Source organism: Candidatus Pantoea rara, from assembly GCF_051136265.1.
Taxonomy (GTDB): Bacteria; Pseudomonadota; Gammaproteobacteria; order Enterobacterales; family Enterobacteriaceae; genus Pantoea; species Pantoea rara.
This window is the reverse complement of record NZ_CP194943.1, coordinates 264,694-287,375: the sequence shown is the minus strand read 5'-3', so window position 1 is coordinate 287,375 and position 22,682 is coordinate 264,694. Positions and strand designations below refer to the sequence as shown.

At 56.4% G+C, this 22,682-nt stretch carries 17 protein-coding genes; 12 read left to right on the top strand and 5 right to left on the bottom strand.

The genetic code is table 11. The features are described from left to right. The first annotated feature begins 148 nt into the window (after window positions 1-148). The 5 genes from ACR8BF_RS19815 to ACR8BF_RS19795 all read left to right on the top strand — a co-directional run bounded on the left by ACR8BF_RS19815 (window position 149) and on the right by ACR8BF_RS19795 (window position 5,443). Window positions 149-1,060, top strand: a complete 912-nt coding sequence (locus ACR8BF_RS19815) for a DMT family transporter (protein WP_434745983.1) — start codon at window positions 149-151, stop codon at window positions 1,058-1,060. A gap of 145 nt (window positions 1,061-1,205) precedes the next feature. Further along, window positions 1,206-2,459: an MFS transporter gene (locus ACR8BF_RS19810; RefSeq protein ID WP_434745982.1), complete on the top strand. Its 1,254-nt coding sequence runs from the start codon at window positions 1,206-1,208 to the stop codon at window positions 2,457-2,459. Beyond that, window positions 2,459-3,520 (top strand): sugar phosphate isomerase/epimerase family protein, encoded by a 1,062-nt coding sequence (locus tag ACR8BF_RS19805; protein WP_434745981.1) that lies wholly within the window; start codon window positions 2,459-2,461, stop codon window positions 3,518-3,520. The genes ACR8BF_RS19810 and ACR8BF_RS19805 overlap by 1 nt, the downstream gene beginning before the upstream one ends. A 51-nt stretch (window positions 3,521-3,571) precedes the next feature. Next, window positions 3,572-4,552, top strand: coding sequence for a LacI family DNA-binding transcriptional regulator (locus tag ACR8BF_RS19800; RefSeq protein ID WP_434745980.1), 981 nt, complete (start codon window positions 3,572-3,574; stop codon window positions 4,550-4,552). A gap of 165 nt (window positions 4,553-4,717) precedes the next feature. Next, window positions 4,718-5,443 (top strand): pirin family protein, encoded by a 726-nt coding sequence (locus ACR8BF_RS19795; RefSeq protein WP_179898354.1) that lies wholly within the window; start codon window positions 4,718-4,720, stop codon window positions 5,441-5,443. Between the two features lie 40 nt (window positions 5,444-5,483). Here ACR8BF_RS19795 and ACR8BF_RS19790 read toward each other — a convergent pair whose 3' ends face one another. From ACR8BF_RS19790 to ACR8BF_RS19775, 4 genes are read right to left on the bottom strand one after another with little or no spacing between them, the layout of a single operon-like run. Continuing rightward, a complete protein-coding gene (locus tag ACR8BF_RS19790; protein ID WP_292985942.1) occupies window positions 5,484-6,305 on the bottom strand; it encodes an alpha/beta fold hydrolase in 822 nt (273 codons plus the stop codon). A 48-nt stretch (window positions 6,306-6,353) separates the two neighbouring features. Continuing rightward, window positions 6,354-7,982: an MFS transporter gene (locus ACR8BF_RS19785; protein WP_179898352.1), complete on the bottom strand. Its 1,629-nt coding sequence runs from the start codon at window positions 7,980-7,982 to the stop codon at window positions 6,354-6,356. Continuing rightward, complete coding sequence (locus ACR8BF_RS19780; RefSeq protein ID WP_434745979.1) at window positions 7,969-8,391, bottom strand: DoxX family protein; 423 nt, start codon at window positions 8,389-8,391, stop codon at window positions 7,969-7,971. The genes ACR8BF_RS19785 and ACR8BF_RS19780 overlap by 14 nt, the downstream gene beginning before the upstream one ends. Before the next feature lie 2 nt (window positions 8,392-8,393). After that, a complete protein-coding gene (locus ACR8BF_RS19775; RefSeq protein WP_434745978.1) occupies window positions 8,394-10,271 on the bottom strand; it encodes an amidohydrolase in 1,878 nt (625 codons plus the stop codon). A gap of 287 nt (window positions 10,272-10,558) precedes the next feature. On the opposite strand from ACR8BF_RS19775, the gene ACR8BF_RS19770 reads away from it, so the two are divergent. The 5 genes from ACR8BF_RS19770 to ACR8BF_RS19750 all read left to right on the top strand — a co-directional run bounded on the left by ACR8BF_RS19770 (window position 10,559) and on the right by ACR8BF_RS19750 (window position 17,760). Beyond that, window positions 10,559-11,251 carry a hydrolase gene (locus ACR8BF_RS19770; RefSeq protein WP_179898349.1) on the top strand — a complete coding sequence of 231 codons (693 nt, stop codon included), beginning with the start codon at window positions 10,559-10,561 and terminating at the stop codon, window positions 11,249-11,251. Between the two features lie 61 nt (window positions 11,252-11,312). Continuing rightward, the gene (locus ACR8BF_RS19765; RefSeq protein ID WP_179898348.1) at window positions 11,313-11,522 is read left to right on the top strand and encodes a XapX domain-containing protein; all 210 of its coding nucleotides are present in this window, start codon (window positions 11,313-11,315) and stop codon (window positions 11,520-11,522) included. A 16-nt stretch (window positions 11,523-11,538) separates the two neighbouring features. Further along, window positions 11,539-11,793, top strand: coding sequence for a XapX domain-containing protein (locus ACR8BF_RS19760; protein ID WP_292985936.1), 255 nt, complete (start codon window positions 11,539-11,541; stop codon window positions 11,791-11,793). A 43-nt stretch (window positions 11,794-11,836) separates the two neighbouring features. Further along, complete coding sequence (locus tag ACR8BF_RS19755) at window positions 11,837-12,220, top strand: response regulator transcription factor (protein WP_179898347.1); 384 nt, start codon at window positions 11,837-11,839, stop codon at window positions 12,218-12,220. Then, complete coding sequence (locus ACR8BF_RS19750) at window positions 12,220-17,760, top strand: trifunctional serine/threonine-protein kinase/ATP-binding protein/sensor histidine kinase (RefSeq protein ID WP_434745977.1); 5,541 nt, start codon at window positions 12,220-12,222, stop codon at window positions 17,758-17,760. Before ACR8BF_RS19755 ends, ACR8BF_RS19750 begins: the two co-directional genes overlap by 1 nt. A gap of 28 nt (window positions 17,761-17,788) precedes the next feature. Here the strand turns inward: ACR8BF_RS19750 and ACR8BF_RS19745 are convergent, their stop codons facing one another. Further along, window positions 17,789-18,409: a response regulator transcription factor gene (locus ACR8BF_RS19745; protein ID WP_313698795.1), complete on the bottom strand. Its 621-nt coding sequence runs from the start codon at window positions 18,407-18,409 to the stop codon at window positions 17,789-17,791. 815 nt (window positions 18,410-19,224) lie between these two features. Between ACR8BF_RS19745 and fdhF the strand changes: the two genes are divergently transcribed. Both fdhF and ACR8BF_RS19735 read left to right on the top strand, forming a co-directional pair. Continuing rightward, the gene (fdhF, locus tag ACR8BF_RS19740) at window positions 19,225-22,197 is read left to right on the top strand and encodes a formate dehydrogenase subunit alpha (RefSeq protein ID WP_434745976.1); all 2,973 of its coding nucleotides are present in this window, start codon (window positions 19,225-19,227) and stop codon (window positions 22,195-22,197) included. Further along, window positions 22,197-22,682 (top strand): DUF1641 domain-containing protein, encoded by a 486-nt coding sequence (locus ACR8BF_RS19735; RefSeq protein ID WP_179898343.1) that lies wholly within the window; start codon window positions 22,197-22,199, stop codon window positions 22,680-22,682. The genes fdhF and ACR8BF_RS19735 overlap by 1 nt, the downstream gene beginning before the upstream one ends.

The following is a 22,682-nucleotide window of genomic DNA, read 5'->3' as shown; positions in this document are numbered from 1 at the left end:
TGTTCATGCCGTGACGCTGCGCCAAAAAAAGATAAAATGCCGTCTGCGACGTAATCCCGGCAGATTGCTTTATCGCTTTGTGCCAGTATGAATGTTAAGTGTGCTGATTCCCCTGCTTATTTTTCCCCACTGAGAGATCAAAAACCTGATGAACGCTTCCGCTGGCATAGCGATGAAGATCACAGCTGCGTTGAGTTCCACCCTGATGCTGGCTTGTGTAAAAGGACTGGATGGTGCAATCCCAGTTGGCGAGGTGATATTTTTCCGCTCTGTGCTGGCACTGGTTCCGCTGCTCATCTGGCTGCGCTGTCAGGGCAGCGTGCTGGATGGCATCCGCACCCGCAACATTCGCGGACATTTTGTGCGCGGGCTGGCCGGAACCGGCGGTCTCTATTTCAGCTATCTGTCGCTACTCTACATTTCTCTGACCGACGCCACCGCGATTAATTATGCTGCGCCGCTGTTTACCGTGCTACTGGCGGCGCTGCTTCTGCGTGAAAAAGTCCGGCACCATCGCTGGGTTGCTGTCTTTACCGGTTTTAGCGGCATTCTGGTGATGTTCTCCGGGCACCTCTCGCTGACAAGCCAGGCAACATTCTCGCTCTCTGCATCGGCGGGCATTCTGCTGGCGCTGATGGCAGCCTTATGTACCGCCTGCGCGCTGGTGCAGATCCGTTTTCTAAATGGCAAAGAGAAGCCGGGCGCTATCGCATTCTGGTTTGCTGTCACCACGGCGTTAACCTCGCTGGTCACCCTGCCTGGAGGGTGGAAAGTGCCGCACGGTAATCAGCTGGCATTACTGGTGGGATGTGGACTGCTCGGCGGTATCACTCAGATTCTGATGACCCTGAGTCTGCGCTATGCCGAAGCCTCACTGCTGGCGCCGTTCGACTACACCACCTTAATCTGGTCAGTAGCGGTGGGGTATCTGCTGCTCGGCAACCTGCCGACGTCCACCACAGTGATCGGTGCAATTCTGGTGGTCATCGGCGGCCTCTATTCGGTGCTGTATGAGCGCTACCGCTTCCGTAAAGCGCGGGTGGCCAACGCCACCAGCTAATCACCGGACTCACTTTACGGGCTCTGTCGCCACCAGAATGATAACGCAGGGTTAGTAATTTGTGATCAGGGTAAGAGAACCTGCTGCGGTAATGGTTTACTTTCAAACCATCAAAAGTAATCGATTACTTATTCCCGAGGTTCTTATGAGTGCAACGGTGCAGGAGAGTGCAGGCCAGCGGATGCAGTATAAGTTGCTGGTGCCGCGTCTCTCTCTGATGATGTTCATGCAGTTCTTTATCTGGGGGAGCTGGTCGGTAACGCTGGGGCTGGTGATGACCCGACACAACATGCCGTTGCTGATTGGGGATGCGTTTTCAGCCGGGCCTATAGCCTCAATTCTCTCGCCATTTGTGCTCGGCATGCTGGTAGACCGCTTCTTTCCCTCGCAAAAAATGATGGCGGTGATGAACCTGGCAGGCGCAGTCATCCTCTGGTTTGTGCCCCAGGCACTGATTGCGGAGAACGGCATGCTGCTGATCGCCCTGTTATTTGGCTATACGCTCTGCTTTATGCCGACGCTGGCACTCTCAAATAACATCGCCTTTCACAGTCTCGCCAGCAGGCTGAGTTTTCCCATCGTCAGGGTCTTTGGCACCGTCGGCTGGATCGTGGCGGGGATCTTTATCGGTGTGACGGGCATTGCTGACAGTGTAGCGGTGTTCCAGCTGGCTGCGCTCTGTTCGGTACTGCTGGCGATTTACAGCCTGACGCTGCCGCATACGCCGGCACCCGCCAAAGGTTTACCCTTAAAAGTCCGCGATCTCTTCTGCGCCGATGCCTTTGCACTGCTGAGAGAGCGTCATTTCATGGTTTTCGCGCTGTGTGCGACCCTCATTTCAATTCCGCTTGGTACCTACTACGCCTTTACCGCTTCCTGGCTGGCCGATGCCGGTATCCGGGAAGTCAGTACGCTCATGTCGCTGGGGCAGGTATCTGAAATTGCCTTCATGCTGATCATCCCGCTGCTGTTTCGTCGCCTGGGCGTTAAAACCATGCTGCTGATGGGTATGACGGCGTGGTTCATTCGCTATGCCTTTTTTGCGCTGGGCATGAGCGATGAGACACGCATGCTGATTTACACGGGTATCCTGCTGCATGGCATCTGTTACGACTTCTTCTTCGTGGTGGGATTTATCTACACCGATCGTATAGCCGGGGAAAAGGTGAAAGGCCAGGCACAGAGCATGGTGGTGATGTTCACTTATGGCATCGGCATGCTGCTGGGATCGCAAATCTCCGGCGCGCTCTACAATCACGTGGTTGCAGGGCATGCCAGCGCACAGAGCTGGGCAATCTTCTGGTGGATCCCTGCATTTGCCGCCGCGCTGATCGCGATGATCTTCTTCTTCTCGTTCAAATACCGTGATGAGGCGGTAGCGGAACACAGAGGTGACTGATGAAAACAGTTAAGGGACCGAGCATCTTCCTGTCACAGTTCATCACTACGCAGCCGCCATTTAACTCGCTGGCGGGTCTGGCAGAATGGGCCGCCGGGCTGGGATACCGGGCCCTTCAAATTCCCTGTCATCAACCCACTATTTTCGACCTTGAAAAGGCGGCGGTGAGTCAGACTTACTGCGACGAGGTGCGGGGATTGCTGGCCGGTTTTGATCTGGAGATCAGCGAGCTTTCAACCCATCTTGAAGGGCAACTGGTGGCAGTTAATCCGGCATACGACCTCGCGTTTGATAATTTTGCGCCCGCTGCGCTAAGAGGCGATCCCGCCCGGCGTACCGAATGGGCTATCACCACGCTGAAGCGGGCAGCCGCGGCCTCTGAGAAGTTAGGGTTGCGGGCTCACGCCACCTTTTCCGGCTCGCTCGCCTGGCCCTGGTTCTACCCGTGGCCACCGCATCATAAAGCGCTGTTTGACGAGGCGTTTGCCGAGCTGGCGCGCCGCTGGCTGCCGGTGCTGGAGGTGTTTGATCAGCATGGCGTTGACCTCTGTTATGAAATTCACCCTGGCGAAGACCTGCATGACGGTGTCACGTTTGAGCGTTTTCTGGCGGAGGTGAACCATCATCCGCGCTGCAATATTCTGTTCGATCCCAGCCATCTCCTGCTGCAACACATCGACTACCTGCAGTTTATCGACCTCTATCATTCGCGTATCAAAGCCTTTCACGTCAAGGATGCTGAGTATCAGCTCAACGGGCGCAGCGGAGTGTATGGCGGCTATCAGCCATGGCTGGCGCGTGCCGGACGGTTCCGCTCGCCGGGTGATGGGCAAATCGACTTCAGCCGCATCTTCAGTAAGCTGGCGCAGTACGACTATGACGGATGGGCGGTTCTGGAGTGGGAATGCTGCCTGAAAGAGGGTGAGACCGGGGCGCGTGAAGGGGCCGCGTTTATCCGTCGGCACATTATTCCTGTGTCTGACCGCGCCTTTGATAATTTTGCTCTGGCAGAGAACGGCCCGTCGGTTCGTCATCAACTGGGTCTGAATCGCGACGCCTGAAGCGAAGTTACTGTGGGTGGGTTTTGCAGGCGTTAAAACAGAAGGAACTCTATGTCTGTTCAGAAAATCGCGCGGATGGCCGGCGTCTCAGTCGCTACCGTTTCCAGAGTGCTGAATAACAGTGACAGCGTAAAACCGGTTAATCGGCAAAAAGTCCTCGCAGCAATCGAAGAGAGTAACTATCAGCCTAACCTGCTGGCGCGCCAGTTGCGCACGGCGCGTAGCTCAATGATCCTGGTGTTGGTTTCCGATATCTCCAATCCCTTCTGCGCTGAGGTGGTCAAAGGCATTGAGGAGCAGGCGGAGAAAAACGGCTATCGTATCCTGTTATGTAACTCGGGTACGGATATCGCCCGTTCGCGATCCAGCCTGCAACTACTTTCCGGCAAGATGGTGGATGGCGTTATCACCATGGATGCCTTCAGCAAACTGCCGGAGCTGAGTCAGCTGATAGGCGCGGCGCCCTGGGTACAGTGTGCCGAACATGATGATAACGGGCAGATCTCCTGCGTCGGCATTGATGATGACGCGGCTGCGCAGTCAGTGGTGCGCTATCTGGCTGAGCACGGGCGTCAGCGGATCGCGCTGATCAACCACGACCTCAGCTACCGCTATGCCCGTCTGCGTCAGCAGGGCTACATCCACCAGCTCGATAACCAGCAATTGACCTGGCAGGCTGTCGCGTTCGCCAGGGAGTTGAGTTTCAGCGCCGGTAAAGCGGCGATGAATCAGCTGTTAGCTGCTGAGATACCACCTGACGCGGTATTTGCGGTTTCCGATACGCTGGCCGCCGGGGCAATGGCTGCGATTCATCGGGCGGGCCTGCGTATCCCTCAGGACATCGCTGTGGTGGGTTTTGACGGCAGTGAATTGGCCGGGATGGTCTCACCGCCGCTGACAACGCTGGCGCAGCCCTCAAAAGAGATAGGACGTCGTGCCTGTGAACTGGTACTGCAAAAAATTGCCCGGCCCGACGCTCTGCCGCAATGTGTGATCATGCAGGGTGAGCTGGTCGTGCGAGCCAGCAGCTGAAAGCGTAATCCTTAACCCCTTCCTGCGCTAAACCTGCGCTCATATTGTCCACTTAAATGAGACAGTAATTGCCGATTCACGTCATTGTGTGACTGACAGGTTTACTTATATGCTGTCTCTATCGAAGGGCATCCGCACTTCCTCAGGATAACTAAGGGGCAGAATATGATTGAGCAAAGATTGTCAGAGCAACGCGGTGTGGGCGATCACGGCTGGCTGAATTCACGCCACACTTTCTCTTTTGCAAACTACTGGGATCCGAAACAGGCAGGCTTCTCCGATTTGCTGGTGATCAACGATGACCGGGTTGCCAAAGGACGCGGTTTTGGTGCCCACCCGCACAGCAACATGGAGATTATCTCTTATGTGCTGGAAGGGGCGCTGGAGCACAAAGACTCGATGGGCACGGGTTCGGTCATCGTCCCAGGCGACGTGCAGCTGATGAGTGCGGGCAGTGGTGTGACCCACAGCGAGTTCAACCACTCCGGCACCGAGGGTGTGCATTTCCTGCAAATCTGGGTGGTACCGGCAGAGAAAAACAGCCCGCCAGGCTACCAGCAGATCTCCGTCAGTGAGGCGGATAAACGCGGTAATTTGCGACTGATTATTTCGCCGGAAGGTGAAAACGGAGCATTACGGGTACGTCAGGATATTCGCATCTATGCGGGATTGTTCCAGGGCGATGAGCAGCAGACGATTACGCTCCCGGACGATCGCTACGCCTATATTCATGTGGCGCGCGGCAGTGTCAGAGTTAATGGCCTGCAGTTTAATGCCGGAGATGGCGCACGGGTTCGCGACGAGAAAACGCTGTCGTTCAGCCATGGTGAAGGCGCGGAGGTGCTGCTATTCGATCTTCGCCCAAATGAAGTGAATCATCCAGGCCGTTAAAACGAAAGCTGCGCGATTTACACCGCGCAGCTTTTTTGCCTTACCTGGCGTTAAGAAACGCCAGCAGATCCTGATTCAGTTGATCCTGATGCGTCACCGCGAAACCATGCGGCGCGTTGTCATAGACCTTGAGTTCAGCCCCCTCAATCATCTCAGCCGCCACTTTGCCGGTGGATTCAAACGGCACGATCTGGTCGTTACTGCCATGAATCACCAGTGTCGGTACATTCACTTTCGCCACGTCAGCACGGAAATCGGTCTCCGCGAAGGCGGTCACGCAATCCACGGTGCTCTTCAGTGAGGCCAGCAGCGCGATGTTCAGCGTCTGTGTCATTACGCCATCAGAAACGGTCTGCCCGGCGTTGGTACCATAAAACGGTGTAGCAAACTCTTTGATAAACTGCGCGCGATCCTTGAGCAGGCCATCACGTATTCCTTCGAATACCGACATATCGACACCCTGCGGATAGTCTGCCGTTTTGCCAAAGATAGGTGTGACGGCCCCGAGCAGCACCAGTGCCCCGACGCGATCGCTGCCATAGCTGCCGATATAGCGCGTGACGTCGCCGCCACCCATGGAGAAACCCACCAGCGTCACGTTCTGCAGATCGAGATGGGTGATCAGGTCGTTGATGTCAGAAGCAAAGGTATCGTAGTTATTACCTGTCCAGGGCTGATCTGAGCGGCCAAAGCCACGACGGTCAAACGCAATAACCCGATAGCCGTGGTCGGCCAGGAAGTGCATCTGGCTGTCCCACATGTCGGCATCCAGCGGCCAGCCGTGGCTGAACAAAACAGGCTTGCCGGTGCCCCAGTCTTTAAAGTAGATCTGTGTACCGTCGGTCGTTTTAAAGGTGCTCATGGTATTGCCCTCTGTATGACGTGATGAATGATAAGAAGGTGAAGCCAGTCACACTGGCGCCACCAGATAACGAACCTCGGGAGAGTTTTCACCCTGATGAAAAGCGAAAACCCGCCGCTCTATCTTTTTGTCGTTGATGGTGTAGCGCTCTTTCTGACGCAGATGTTCGACCCAGGAGCCGACCACAAACGTCTCAACGAAAATGCCGGGCTGCAGGATATCTTCATAAAGTGACCAGTTGATGGCGCCACCACGACGCCTTACCCGCCGCATATCCTGCATGCAGACGGTAAAGGCATGTGCATCATCAATATTAATCCGGTATTCGTAATTCACCATTACCGGTCCACGTTCATGTCGGATATCCAGCGCAGGGGCATTAACGCCATCGCCGATCATATCGAGATTAAGATCGGGATCCTGATCGAGCCGCCAGCGCCAGACGGTAGTGCTGGCGAGCACCATGCCCAGCGCGGCGATGCAGAGCGACAGCGGAATGCCGAAGTGTGAGGCGAGCTGTCCCCAGAGGGCACTGCCTGCGGTCATCGAGCCAAAGAACACGGTCAGATAGACCGCCAGCGCACGCGCTTTCACCCATTTCGCGGCACTGCGCTGCGCGCCAAGATTCAGGGTCGACAGCACCGCAATCCAGGCGAATCCGGTAAAGAACTCAAACGCATTCAGCAGCCAGACGTGCCGCACATAGGCCAGCGCCAGCATGGTCAGGGCGAAGAGGAGACTGGCGAGCACCATCAGGCGATCGGAGCTGAGGTGACGACGCAGACGCGGCAGCAGCACCGCGCCGGTAATCGCGCCAACCCCGATGCAGGCCAGCATGACACCGTAGCCGCCAGGGCCGAGGCCCAGCTCACGGCGCGCTACCAGCGGCAGCAATGCCCAGCCCGCGCTGCCAAACAGGAAAAACGAGAAGGTTCGCACCAGCACGTTACGTAAGACCGGTGCCGCGTGAACGTAGCGCAGACCCGCCCGTACCGCCGGGAAGAAGTGTTCGGGTGGAAGGCGCTGCACGCTCGGCTCCGCTTTCCAGCGCCAGAGCACCCAGGTGACACCCAGCACGGATAGCGCATTAAGCAGGAAGACCATCCAGGGGCCGGCGAACGACAGGATCAGGCCACCCAGTGCCGGTCCGATGGCGCGACTGATATTAATGCCCAGTGAGTTAAGAGCAATGGCAGGCCCGAGCTCCGGTTTGGTCACCAGATCCGGCACGATCGCCTGGAAGGGCGGCGAACTCATGGCGGCACCTGCGCTCAGTAAAAAGGCAGCGGCCAGCAGCACGTCGGGTGTCACATGGCCGGTCCAGGCCAGTACGGTCAGCCCGGCGGCGGCGGTAAAGGTCCACAGCTGAGAAAACAGCAAATACTTACGGCGGTCAACGATATCTGCCATGACGCCGGAAGGCAGTGCGAACAGAAACATCGGCAGGCTGCTGGCTGCCTGCACCAGCGCCACGGCCAGGGGATCGGCACTCAGCGTCAGCATGGTCCAGTTCACGCCGACATCGTTCATCCATGAACCGATATTGGAGACTACGGTGGCGATCCACAGCATGCGGAACACCGGCTGGCGCAGTGGCTGTAACGGCGAAACCTCCGAAGCGGGCCGCACCTCGGGCTGCTCCTGCTCCAGCTGGTGGATATCATTAACCTGTGCCATGACGGACCCCCTGATGTTTTGCCGCGCCAATGCGCCAGCCGCCTGGCCCGGTCAGCGCCAGCGTGGTAAAGATAATGAGCAGCAGCCAGCCGAACTGACCTTCCGCCAGTGACCAGCCAGGATGAACCACCAGCATGGCGACCAGCAGTACCGCGATGATCGGCAGGCAGGCAATCCGGGTTCCCCAGCCGGTAATGATAAAAATCGGGCAGATGACCTCCGCCACTATGGCCGGTAACAGGCTCATCATCGGTCCCAGCCCGAAGGGATCTTCGATGCGTGTCAGTTCTTCGCTGAAGTGCAGAATTTTCGGCAGCCCATGCACCTGTAACAGCAGCAGGCCGCCGGTCAGGCGCAGGAAGAACAGCCCCGCGTTGATGCGGGGCGAAAGCGTGATAGCGTTATTCATGATTAAAATGCGAAGCAGCTGCAGCCGAGCGCGCCCCAGAAGGCGTTATCTTCGGCGACGGGTACGCTGGATCCACGGGCGATCTCATGCGAGTGGCGATGAACACCGCACGGGCCGCTACAGTGGTGGACAGCGGGCATCATGCCTGCCCGGCTCTGCGCAACCGGTGGGGCACTGCGATAGTGACCCGGCACATTCACCACAGGTGACCACTCCGGCAGGACCGGAATAGCAGGGGGTGCATCTGCGCTAAACGATCCGGCGGCATAGACGATATTGCCATCCACCACGGTCAGCACCGACTCAATGCCTTTGATCTCCTCTTCAGACACGCTGAAAAAGTCTTTGCTCAGCACCGCCAGGTCCGCCAGCTGTCCGATCTTAAGCTGGCCTTTTTTGCCCTGCTCGCTGGAGAACCAGGCGCTGCCCTGTGTCCAGAGCATCAGCGCCGTTTCGCGATCAAGGCGGGCACTGACATCGTACATCTGCATGCCGCCCACGGTGCGGCCAGAAACCAGCCAGTAGAGCGCGGTCCAGGGGTTGTAGCTGGCCACGCGGGTCGCATCGGTGCCCAGTCCCACCGGCACGCCGGTCTCCAGCATTTTCTGAACCGGCGGAGTATGGCGAGTGGCTTCAATGCCATAACGTTCAGCAAAATATTCACCCTGGAATGCCATGCGATGCTGCACGGCAATGCCGCCGCCCAGCTCGTTGATACGATCGATATTGCGCTGAGTGATGGTTTCCGCATGGTCAAAGAACCAGTGCAGACCATTGAACGGAATATCGCGGTTCACTTTTTCGAACACATCCAGCATCCGGCTAATCGATTCGTCATAGGTCGCATGCAGACGGAAAGGCCAGCGATGCTCAACCAGGTGGCGCACGACGCGCTCCAGCTCATCTTCCATGCCGGGCGCTAAGTCCGGACGCGGCTCAAGGAAATCTTCGAAGTCTGCCGCAGAAAACACCAGCATTTCGCCTGCGCCGTTGTGACGGAAATAATCGCTGCCCTGACCTGGCGTGAGCATGTCCGTCCACTTCTCAAAGTCTTCCAGTTCATGACCCGGACGCTGCGTGAAGAGGTTGTAGGCGATACGCAGCGTCATCTGTTTTTTCTGATGCAGCTCCGCGATCACTTCGTAATCTTCGGGGTAGTTCTGGAAGCCGCCGCCCGCATCAATGGCGCTGGTCAGGCCCAGACGATTCAGCTCGCGCATAAACTGACGGGTGGAATTGACCTGCTGTTCCAGCGGCAGTTTCGGTCCTTTCGCCAGCGTGGCGTAAAGGATCATTGCATTGGGACGGGCAATTAACAGGCCAGTGGGATTGCCGTTGCTGTCGCGCTGGATTTCACCACCCGGCGGGTTTGGCGTCTCTTTGGTGTAGCCAACCACTTTTAGTGCGGCGCGATTGAGCAGGGCGCGGTCATAGAGGTGCAGAACGAAGACCGGCGTGTCGGGTGCCGCTTCGTTAATCTCATCCAGCGTCGGCATCCGGCGCTCGGCAAACTGAAACTCGGTCCAGCCTCCCACTACGCGAACCCACTGCGGCGAGGGGGTACGCAGCGCCTGCTCTTTCAGCATCCGCAGCGCATCGGCAACCGATGGAACACCTTCCCAGCGCAGCTCAAGGTTGTAGTTCAGTCCCCCGCGAATCAAATGCAGGTGTGAATCGTTCAAACCCGGCACGGCGGTGTGGCCCTTAAGATCGACCACTTTGGTGCCGTCGCAGTGAAACGCCATCGCCTCTGCCAGCGTGCCTACCGCAACGAACTTGCCATCGCGAATCGCAACCGCTTCTGCCACCGGATTACTGCGGTCGACGGTATGAAATTTGCCATGGGTCAGGATCAGTTCTGCTTTACCCAGCGTAACCATAGATGCTCCTCAACGGGGTTGTCCCACTCAGCGCGGGACAGGAAGTGCCGCAGACAACAGGGCACGAATACGCCGGATTATGGTGAGCGGGCTAATGGGTCGTCTAGTTATACAGAGGGATACCTATACCTTCGTATAGTTATACGCAGAGATAATAGTTTGCTGTTGCACGTCGCCCTACACTACGACCAGACAGCCAGCAGCAGCGCGATAAACCTGCACTGACCGTCATTTTGCTCCGCGCCAGTTGGCGGAAAATTCGGTACATAACCTCTATGGGTGAACGCATGTCCAACGCTAAACTTGAAGTCCTCACGCCACATAACAGCCAGATTATCTTCATCGACCAGCAGCCGCAGATGGCCTTTGGCGTGCAATCTATTGACCGCCAGGTGCTGAAAAACAACACCGTTGCGCTGGCGAAGGCGGCGAAAGTCTTCAATATCCCCACCATCATCACAACCGTAGAAACAGAAAGCTTCTCGGGTCACACCTATCCGGAGCTGCTGGACGTGTTCCCGGGCCTTGATATTCTGGAACGCAGCTCAATGAACTCCTGGGATGACCAGAAGGTGCGTGATGCGCTGGCGGCCAACGGCAAGAAAAAAATCGTGGTGTCAGGTCTCTGGACCGAAGTGTGCAACAACAGCTTTGCGCTCTGCGCAATGCTGGAAGGCGGCTACGAGATCTATATGGTGGCGGATGCATCAGGCGGCACAACTAAGGAAGCACACGACTACGCCATGCAGCGCATGATTCAGGCGGGAGTTGTGCCGGTGACCTGGCAGCAGGTGATGCTGGAATGGCAGCGTGACTGGGCCAATCGTGACACTTACGATGCGGTGATGAACATCGCCAAAGAGCATTCAGGTGCCTACGGCATCGGTGTGGATTACGCCTATACGATGGTACACAAAGCACCTTCACGTCAGAAAAGTGAACATCGTACCCTGGCACCGGTTCACGCACCGGTCCGCTAAGCGGCGTCCTGCTGACTGGCAGCTGTTGCCAGTCAGCAGCGAGGCACAACAGGAGCTGGTCATGAATCCGTTACTTGTTTCCCTGGCTGCCGGGGTGTCGATAGGCCTGCTTTATGGTCTGCTTAAGGTGCGTTCACCGGCCCCGCCCGCGATTGCGCTGGTGGGTCTGCTGGGAATGCTGCTGGGTGGTGCACTGGTGCATGCGGTCACACCCGCTGAAAAGCCGTCAACCGCCCTGGAACAACCCGATGCGACATCCGTTTCATCTTAATCCGGATAAGCTGAACATGTTGAAATCCTACATAATATCACTCGCGGTGGGCTTGCTCGCCGGGGTAATCTATACCCTGATTGACGTCAACTCCCCGGCACCGCCGATTATTGCCCTGGTGGGGCTGTTTGGCATGCTGGTGGGCGAACAGTTAATTCCGCTGGCTAAACGTCTGCTCCGTCGACAGCCGGTGACGCTGAAGTGGTTCCGCCATGAGTGTGTGCCAAAAATCAGTGGGACGCCGCCACCCGACGGTGATCACACCCCCTAAGTCCTCGCATGCCGCACAGTGAGGCGTTCCAGAGGAAACCTGCATGGCGCTCTCTCAGCGTATTGTCATTGTTGATGATGAACGCGCGGTCCGCAGTGGACTGAGCAATCTGTTGCATTCAGACGGCTATTCAACCCGATTATTTGAGTCCGGTGAGGCGCTGCTGAGCGATGATGATGCGCTTTCTGAGGCGGGCATGCTGATTATTGATGTTGGACTCAAAGGCATGTCTGGTTTTGAGCTGTACACAATCCTGAAGCAACGACCCGTTTTGCCGCCAGTGATTTTTATTTCGGCCGATCCTGAAGAAACTACCTTGTGGTATGCCATTGCATTGGGTGCCGTCACTTTTTTGCGCAAGCCAATTGATGTTGATAATCTGCTGACACTGATACATGGCCAGTTATCTCAGGAAGATGTGCGCTGATGAGCATCCTTTCGATTAACTTCAATGAGAGTGACGACGCAGGGATTGCGATTGAAGATTGTGACACGCTGATGCCGCTGGCGCAGCAGGGCTGTCTGCTCTGGATGCTGGCGCGCCGTCACACTGGTGAGTCAATGATTATCGCCACTGCTAACAGTGACGATGTCACGTTTCAGGCGACGCAGCAGCTCAAAAATGAGCGTGGGCTGGCCGCTTATCTTTCCCCACGCTGGGCCATCGCCGCCACCGGCTCTACCCGTTATCTCAACCGTTATGCGTTGATATACCCCACGTTTCCTTTTCGAACCCTGGCTAACAATCTCGCAACGCCGCCTGATAAAATCGCCGACTTCCTGCAGGTCGCGTTGCAGCTTTGCTACACGCTGGGTCAGGCGCATCATCAGGGCATCGTGCATGGAGATATCAAGCCGGGCCATTTTTTCATCACTGACGATGGCCGGTTCCGGCTGGGCGGATTTGGACTCGCCTCGCTGGCGGCGCAGTCAGCGGAAAAAAACAACCTGCGCGCCTCAGGCGGCACGCTGGCGTATATGTCTCCAGAGCATACCGGGCGCACGCCACATCCAGTGAGTAGCCTGAGCGATCTCTACAGTCTGGGTGTGGTGCTGTATGAATACCTCACTGGCAAGCTGCCGTTTGGCTCGCCTGATGCAGGTGAAGCGGAGTGGATTCATCATCACATTGCCACTGCCCCCCGACCCGCTCATCAGGTCAGAGAAGATGTGCCGCCGATGCTTTCGATGATTCTGCTGCGTCTGATGGCAAAGTCACCCGCTGACGGCTATCAAAGCGTACAGGGACTGATGGCCGATCTGCGACGTTGCCAGGCGACGCTGACAACAGAGAACACTATTGCACCGTTTACGCCCGGTCTGCAGGAGCGGTTCAGCACCAGCTTTCGGGCCGAGACACTGTTCACTCAGCATCCGCAGGCCCGCGTGTTGCTGACGACGCTGGAGTCGGTCAACCGCACGGGAACGCAGAGCCTGGTGATGCTGAGCGGTGCGCCCGGATCGGGCAAATCGGCCATTATCGCTTCCGCCCTTAAAACGCTGCAGCACCGACAAATTCTCCTTGCCGCCAGCAAAGCCGATCAGCATTCGCCAGGCGCGCCCTATGCCGCAGTGGCCTCCGCTTTCCGCACGGTTACGCTTTATCTGCTGGGACTGTCAGCGCTGGAAGTCAGCAAATGGCGTGGACGATTATTGCGGCTGCTAGGTGGGTATACCGATCTGGCCATTGAGCTGGTGCCTGAGTTAAAACAGCTGCTGAATATCCAGACCTTACAGCCGCAGGTGCGCCATGCGCCGGATGCCCGCGAGCAGTTTAATCAGATGGTCTCTGCGCTCATACAGGCTTTTGCCACGCCGGGCCGTCCGCTGGTGATGCTGATTGATGATGTTCACTGGGCTGACAATGCCACGTTGCAACTGCTGGAAAACCTGGTAACCCGCAATGAGCACCTGCCGTTTATGCTGGTGCTTGCTTTCCGGGAGGGCGAATCAATGCCTTGTCCGATGATTGCCGGGTTTCTTCTGCGGCTCAGAGCCGCTGCGCCACGGGTCGTGTCGCTAACGCCGCAGCCGCTGAGTGTGAAAAGCATCGGCCGCTGGTTGTCGGGAATGCTTCATTCACGGCCCGGCGGCAATCGTGAGCTGGCACAGATTCTCTTCGAGAAAACCGGTGGTAACCCGCTCTCGATGCAGGAGTTCTTTCGGCAGGCGGTGGAAGATGGGGTGATTAACTTTCGTCAGAACCCACCGAAATGGCATTACGACAGTCAGGCACTGACTGCGCGTCACTACACCGACAATGTGGCCACGCTGGTGTTAAATCAGCTGGCACGGATGCCGGAGATCACCCGACAACTGCTGGGATCGCTGGCCTGCCTGGGCGCCAGTGGCGAGCTGTCGCTGTTAAGTCATCTCTCCGCGACGCCTGTGGCGTTAATCCAGCGGCAGCTTGAACCGGCTGTCAGCGGACGTTTCATCACTCTGACGGGTGTGCACTATGCGTTTACTCACGATCGGGTGCACAACGCGGCGTTATTACTTCCCGACCTCCGCCAGCAACAGCATCTTCACCAGCAGGCAGCAGCATGGCTATCAGCAACAGTTATCCGCGCTGATAACAGTGAGATGCTGTTCCGCGCGGTTTATCACATTGGCATGATTGCTGAACTGCCGCTCAGTGGCGCAGACCGCGAGCGTTACTATCCTCTCTGTCTGCGCGCGGCGCAGGCGGCAAAACGTGCCGGCGACTATCTCTCGTCGCTGCGCTATCTGCGCACCGCTCAGCGCCTCAGTCTGAGGATGGTGACCGGCAATGACTTTATGCTCGGTTTTGATGAGGCGGAGTGCGAGTTTCTGCAGGGTAACCTCACTACAGCACAAACGCTCTGTACCCGACTGCTTGGTGAGCCGGGCACACTGAGCGAAAAATCGATGGCCGCCTGTCTTTCTGCTGAAATTCACATGCGCCAGTCTGACAACCATCTTGCGCTGGAAACGGCGCTGGCCTGGCTGGCGGTCTTTGGTGTGCATCTGAACCGGGATCCTGGTGACGCGGAAATTGATGCCGCATGGCTGGCGCTCAGGGCGCGAATCGGCGATTCACCGCAAACTGCTTTTTCCCGGCTGCCGCTGAACACGGATTCTGAAATTGAATCGGTGCTTAATCTGATGGCCAGCACCATTTTTGTCTCTGCCTACGACTGCCCGCAGCTGCATCTGATTCTGGTGTGCCGGATGCTGGAGATGACGCTGGAACACGGCATGACCGGTGCTTCTGCGTTTGGCCTGGCCTGGTTCAGCGTACTGACGGGCGAACGCTATCAGGCCTGGCATTTTAGCTATGCCTGTGGCCGGGTAGCACGGGAGCTGGTGGAGCAGCATGACTTTATACGCTACAAAGCCCGCACGCTGCTGCCGCTGGATCAGGTGGGGATTTGGACGCAGCCGCTGGCTGTCGCCGTAGAATGCGCCCGTGAAAGTTTCCGCGTTGCGGTAAGGCACGGCGATCGCTCCTTTGCCTGTCTCTCGTTGCGGCACCAGATCATGAATTCGCTGACACGAGGCGATCACCTGGAGTCGGTGATGACCTCCATTGAGCGCGGACTCGCCTTTACCCGCAAATCGGTTTATCCCGATGTAGAGAACGTCTTGCTGATGCAAAAGCAACTGGTGATGCAGGTGCGTAACAGTAACGGATTCAGAGCGGGTGACCGGGATGAGGTTTTGCCGCTGGTGGCGGGCAGTGAGCCTGGGCTACTCTCCGGCCCTAAAGCAATGGTGCGGTTCTGGTCGGGGCTGTATCGGGGAATGGCCCATTTCTATGCAGCTGAATACAGTGACGCCCTGCGCTGCCTGACAGAAATCCAGTCGTTGATTAATGCGGTGCCTGCGTATATCTACCTGATGGATTTACATTTCTACAGTGCATTGTCCCTGAGTCATCAGCCAGAAGCGGCTGACAGCGACGCGCTGCGCTTTCATCTGGATAAGTTTGCCGGCTGGACTGATCTCAATCCTGGTCTGTTTGCGGACAAATATGCCCTGCTGAGGGCCGAGTGCGCCCGACTTAAGGGCGACACAGGCGAGGCGCTGAAGCAGTATGAAAGTGCGATTCGTCTTTCCCGTCAGGCCGGCTATCTTCACATTCATGCGCTGGCAAATCAGCTGGCGGGCCGCTGCTGTAAAGCCCTGCAGCTGGATACCGCCGCAGAGGCTTACATTAAGGCCGCCATGGTCAGCTGGGAGAACTGGGGTGCACAGGCGATGGTACGTCAGCTGGAACAGCACTATCCGCATCTGGCTGCGCCGTTGCAAAACAGCGCGCTGGCGACCATTCCGTTTACCCAGGATGCCACTTTCTACGACCTTGAAAGTGTCCTGACCGCCGTGCGAGTCCTGACGGAAGAGATCAACCTGGATCGGTTGATTCACACCCTGATGCGGATGCTGCTGGAGCGGGCCGGTGCCCAGCGCTGTCGCCTTATCCGCATTCTGGATGGCAATCTGCCAGAGACGCAGGCCTGGGCGGAAAGCACGGCCGATGGCGTCCGGGTGCAGATTGTCAAAGAGCGGCCCGACGCGACCGACCTGCCATTATCGGTGCTGTCAGCGGTAATCCGCACCGGCCAGGAGATTCGCACTGGCAAACCCGAGACGTTCAGTCCGTTCAGTCAGGATCCTTACCTGGTCGCCTCAGGTGCGGCGGTGCTCTGTGTTCCGATGTTCAGACAGGCCAACATGGTCGGGGTGCTCTATCTGGAAAATCGCCTGATGCCCGATGCCTTCACCGCTGAGCATTCCCATATCGTGAAAACACTGAGTGCGCAGGCGGCGGTTTCACTGGAGACGGCGCGACTCTACGCGGAACTGCTGGAGGAGAACAACCATCGGCGGCGGGTTGAAAAACAGCTGCGTGCCAGTAAAACTTCGCTAATGCTTGGCGAGAAGATCAGTCATACCGGGACCTGGCGCTGGGAAGTGACCGAGGACATGATGATGGTCTCTGAAGAGTATGGCCGTATTCTGGGCCTGCCAGCAGATCAGAAGGGGTTGTCGATGGCAGACTTCCTGACCCGCGTTCATCCTGATGATCATGAATGCATCAGCGAACTGGTAACGCAAAGCGTCAGTCAGGGACGCAGCATGCAGGCTGAGTTCCGTGTGCTCAGGCCAGATGGTGAATGTCGCTACATCAAGGGTATAGGGGAGCCGGTAGACAACTTCCCCGAGGTAAAAGAGTATTTCGGCACCATTTCCGATATCACCTCGCAGCGTCTGGCGGAGGATAGCGCGCGAATGGCACAGGCGGATCTGGCGCGTGTCACCCGCGCCACCACCGTCGGGCAGCTGACCGCATCCATTGCCCACGAAATCAGCCAGCCGTTGATGTCGATCGTGGCGAATGCAGGTGCCAGCCTGCGCTGGCTGAAGCGGGAACCGCTGATGCTGGAAAATGCCAAAAGTGGTCTGGATGAAATTATCAAAGAGGGACAGCGTGCCGGGGAGATTATTCGTGGTCTGCAGGCGCTGACCCGCAATCATGAATCGAGTTTTGCTTCGGAAAACCTGCATCTGATTGCGCGTGACATTCTGGCGCTTTCCCGGATTGAGCTGGAGCGACGCGGGATTTCGCTGGAATTGAAACTGCGGGCCGCTAAGGCTGATATTTTCTGTGACCGTGTTCAGATTCAGCAGGTGCTGCTGAATCTGGTGATCAATGCGTTCGATGCCATGTCAGAGGATTTACCGCGTGTGGCAGTGTTGCGCCTGACCTCAGAGAATCCGACGCCCGATACACTGCGTTTTGAGGTGCTGGATAGCGGTTGTGGTCTGGCTGACGACGTGCGGGAAAGGATCTTTGAGTCGTTCTATACCACGAAAAAAAGTGGTATGGGCATGGGGCTGACCATCAGTAAAGGGATCATCAAAAAGCATCGTGGGGAGCTGGGTGCAGAGAATCGGGCGGAAGGGGGCAGCCGTTTCTGGTTTACGCTGCCGCTGGGATAAGCGAGCGGGCCCCTTTGTCTGCCTCGCCTTAGCGACGTCGGCTATGATCAATATTGAGCCGCTCTGCAGCCCGCACCAGATCGGTTAGCGAGCGCGCATTCATCTTCTCCATGACGCGGCGCTTGTGGACTTTAGCCGTAATTTCACTGACGCCCATTTCGGCGGCGATCTGCTTATTCAGCAGGCCGCTAATGGCCAGCATCATCACCTCGGTTTCACGCGGCGTCAGGGTCTGATGTCGCTGCACAATCTCACGCCGCTCTTCAGAAGAGGCCAGATTCTGCTCTGCAATCTGTAACGCTTCCGAAACCGCCTGCAAAATACGCTCGGGATCAACGGGCTTCGTCAGAAACTCGTAAGCGCCGGTTTTCATCGCCCGCACCGTGACCGGAATAGTTCCGAAGCCGGTCAGGAAGATAGTGGGAATGGCATAGCCGCGATCGATCAACGCCTGAGCAACATCAAACCCATCTGCGCCGGGCAAATTAATATCCAGAATCAGGCAACAGGGAAGGGGAGTCAAAGCGTGAGCCAGGAAATCATCAGCTGAAGAGAAAGAGATAACCGTGTAATCCTCGGCGGCGAGCAGATTGCACAGTGCAGAAGTCACTGCCGCGTCGTCGTCAACTATATATACGATGGGATTCATAATGACCTCATTTCAGCCAGAGTTTAAATGATGACTTAATCAAGCATGATGCGTAAAGAGGCCCTGAGGAGTGTACATCGGGCAGGGTTAACAGGATGTTACCATAACAGTAATCATTATCATCTTATAAATAACGTCCTGTTAAATTTAAGATAAATCACTGATAGATATGATTAAATTATGAGCATCCAGTCATGGGGCTGTAAAGTAATCCTCGTTTTAAGTGTTGTGCGTTGTCATTTAAGCGCCATATTCCTGCCATGCCTGAGTTATTTATTTGCGGCCAGGAGGATAGTGCCTTGAAAGGGTGAAAATAGTCCATAAGCCGGTTTACCTTTTTTCAGCAGAACCCAATGTGCAATAACGAAGTGACGGTGCGTAATTAATTCAGGTATTAATCGGTACTGCAGATGAGGGCAGGGTTAATAATGACCGCAGCCTGAATACGGCAAAATGTGCAGATTGGTGGTGATCTCACCTCTTTTCGAAATAAGAGGAGATTTGGCGCTTTATATAGTTACAACATACAAAAATATTCATTACCCATTGCAACTTAAACCACCGAGCTGCTATCGCCTGGCACCATAAAAAGTCCCGCTCACATTTATTAATGATGTGCCAGAAAACCCGACGGAGTTCACGCGGTAAGAAGTCATTACATTTAAAAAAACCTTACCTGTCAGCTATTAACCTCAATAAGCGTAGCGGTATCCATGGCGCGGCGGCTAATCCTCACTAAGCTTGTGATGCAACCCTTTAAATACAGGGGTATTTTTCCAGCCGGAATCTTTTTGCATTGTCGTCATGAGGCTTATATGAGTGAAAATTACTGTACCATTCTCTTCAATGGTGAACGGTTAAAAGGGTTAGCTGATCAACCGCTGATCGACTTTCTGGACGCACACGGAAAAAAATTACCTCATGTCTGCTATCACCCGGCCTTGCCGCCGCTGCAAAGCTGCGATGTCTGTTGGGTAGATGCCAATGGCGAGCGGGTTCGCGGCTGCACGCTTCGCACTGAAGAGGGCCTGGCGGTGCAGAGTGAAGGCAGTGCGCTCAAAGCCGCACAGCAGGAAGGCATGGATCGGCTGCTCAACCGCCATGAGCTTTACTGCACCGTCTGTGAGCACAATACCGGTGACTGCACGCTGCATAATGCCGTGGCCGATATGCACATCCCGATTCAGTACTATCCTCATCAGCCCAAGCCATACGCGAAAGATCACTCCAACCCGTTTTACACCTACGATCCCGATCAGTGCATCTTATGCGGGCGCTGTGTTGAGGCGTGCCAGAATGTCGAGGTCAATGAGACGCTGTCGATTGACTACACTCAGGCTCATCCGCGCGTGCTGTGGGATGGCGGAACCGAAATTGCCGGTTCCAGCTGCGTCAGCTGTGGACACTGCGTCACAGTTTGCCCCTGTAATGCATTGCTGGAAAAAACCATGCAGCCCGATGCAGGTCCGTTTACCGCGATGGATGAGGGACTGAAGCGTCCGTTAATCGATTTCGTCAAAACGATGGAAAACAGCATCGGCATGGGTCCGATTACCGGCGTCTCCAACATTGATGTCGCGCTGCGCCAGTCGGAGATCAAACGCACTAAAACGGTCTGCACCTATTGTGGCGTGGGCTGCAGCTTTGAAATCTGGACCCGCGATCGCCACATCCTGAAAATTCAACCGGTCGCGGAAGCGCCAGCTAATGGCATCTCTACCTGCGTTAAAGGTAAGTTCGGCTGGGATTTCGTTAACAGCCCGGCGCGTCTGACGACGCCCCTGATACGCGAAAATGGCCGGTTCCGGCCTGCCAGCTGGGATGAGGCTTTGCAGCGGGTTGCCGAAGGCTTACAGGGCATTGCCCGGAATTATGGTGGCAATGCGATTGGCTTTATCGGTTCCAGTAAAGCCAGCAACGAAGAAGCCTATCTTACTCAGAAAATCGCCCGTTTAATCTTCGTCACTAACAATGTCGACAACTCCTCGCGCTATTGCCAGAACCCGGCGACAGAAGGGCTGTTCCGCACGGTGGGCTATGGTGGCGATGCCGGAACGATTGAAGATTTACAACAGACCGCTCTGATTGTGCTGGTCGGCAGCAATCTCTCCGAGAACCATCCGGTGATTGCATCGCACATCAAACAAAGCCACAAACATCGTGGTCAGAAACTGCTGGTCGTTGATCCCCGCCGTCATGAAATGGCGGAGCGGGCGGACTGCTATCTGCGCATCCGACCTGGCACTGACATTGTCTGGGCCTCGGCGATGGCGAAATATATGTTCGATCACGGTTATGCGGATGACGCTTTTCTGGCCCAGCGGGTCAATCAGGTTGAGGAGTACCGCAGCTCACTTGCTCCCTTTACGCTGGCTTTTGCCAGTGAGATATGTGGACTGAGTGAATCCGAACTGATTCAGGCAGCGGAAATGATCGGCCAGGCGGGCAGCGCCTGCGTATTGTGGGCGATGGGCATTACGCAGCACAGCCATGGGGCTGACACCAGTACAGCGCTGTCAAACCTGCTGCTGGTCACCGGTAACTACGGTCGGCCTGGCACCGGCGGCTACCCGATGCGTGGACACAACAATGTGCAGGGCGCCAGTGACTTCGGCTGCCTGAGCAATCTCTATCCGGGCTATGAAAAAGTCACTGATGCAGCGGTACGTGAAAAATGGGCGCGTGCCTGGGGCGTCTCGCCTGAAGCGCTTTCCGATCAGCCCGGTGCAGATAATTTCAAAATGGTGCAGCAGGCCGGTGAAGGTAAAATTCGCGCGATGTACATCACCGGAGAAGAGACGGCCTTTGCGGATGCCGACGCCACGTCGGTTCATGCCGCCTTCAGCAAGCTGGAATTTATGGTGGTTCAGGACATCTTTATGTCACGCACCGCCGAATTTGCCGATGTCGTGCTGCCCGGTGCGCCCAGCGTGGAGAAAGAGGGCACGTTTGTGAATACCGAGCGGCGCATCCAGCACTTTTCGCCCGCCATGAAACCGCTGGGCGACTGTCGTCCTGACTGGCAGATCTTTACCGAACTTGCTGCACGCCTTGGTCATCCGTGGCATTACCCGAATCCAGGCGCGATTATGGCAGAAGCAGCAGGCATCGCAGAGATTTTCGCGGGGGTCAGCTATGAGCAACTGATCGGCTGGCAGTCGCAGCTCTGGCCCGTCAGCGCTGAGGGTGAAAGCACGCCGCGTCTCTATACGGAGAGGTTCAATTTCCCGGATGGCAAAGCGCGTCTCTATCCACTAAGCTGGCAGCCGCCTGCCGAGCAGGAGGATGCCGAATACAATCTGCTGCTGAATAATGGCCGGATGCTGGAGCATTTCCAGTCGATGAATCAGACCGGGCAGGGTGGCCGCATGATGTCGCTGTCGCCCAATGCCTTTGTTGAGATCTCACCGGAGCTGGCTGCCGAGCGTTCGCTGAATGAAGGAGAGTGGGTGCGCATTACCTCGCGGCGCGGATCGCTGGATGTGCCGGTTGTGATCACGGAACGTGTGGCGGGCAACGTGCTGTTTATGCCGATTCATCACGGTAAAGATGGCGTCAACGCGCTGACTGGCGAACATCACGATCCCGATGTGAATACGCCTGCTTACAAAGAGATCGCCGTCAACATGAAACGCGTCGATCGACGTCCGCAGCCTAATCCGATGCCCCTACATAACTTTCGCTACGGCAGTCGTACGCCACTGGATCACCTGCCGATTGAGCAGAAATGGCAGCAGGCTGGCTATCGTGAACCGCCAGAACATGTCGAAAAACCGGAGAAATTCTAATGGCAGAACGGATGAAGTATCAGGTCCCGCCGACACGCACCGAGCCGACTGCGCGGGAGGCAATGGATGAGCTGATCGAAAATCTCCACCAGCACGGCTTTCTGCGGCTGGCGAACGATCTGGTTAAGTCGAATAACGAAGTAGGGAAAATTCTGGTATCAGGCCTTAATCAGCCCGGCACCCAGAATGCGCTTCAGAATCTTTCGTTGCTGATGATGACACTGGGCAGCGTACCGCCGGAGCATTTTAGTCATCTGCTGCTGGCGGTGCGTGATGCTGCGATGGCCGTTAAGCCGGCGCGGGATGAGGCGCGGCAGGAAAAAGTCGCGCCGGGCATACGTGGCATCATCCGGTTACTCAATGATGAGGATCTGTGGCGCGGACTGCGGCCGATCTTCGCTGCGCTGGAAGTCTTCTCACAACAGATCGACCGTGAAGAGGAGAAGCCGATTACCCGCTTCAGTGGCAAGCCCACCCGGCAGTAG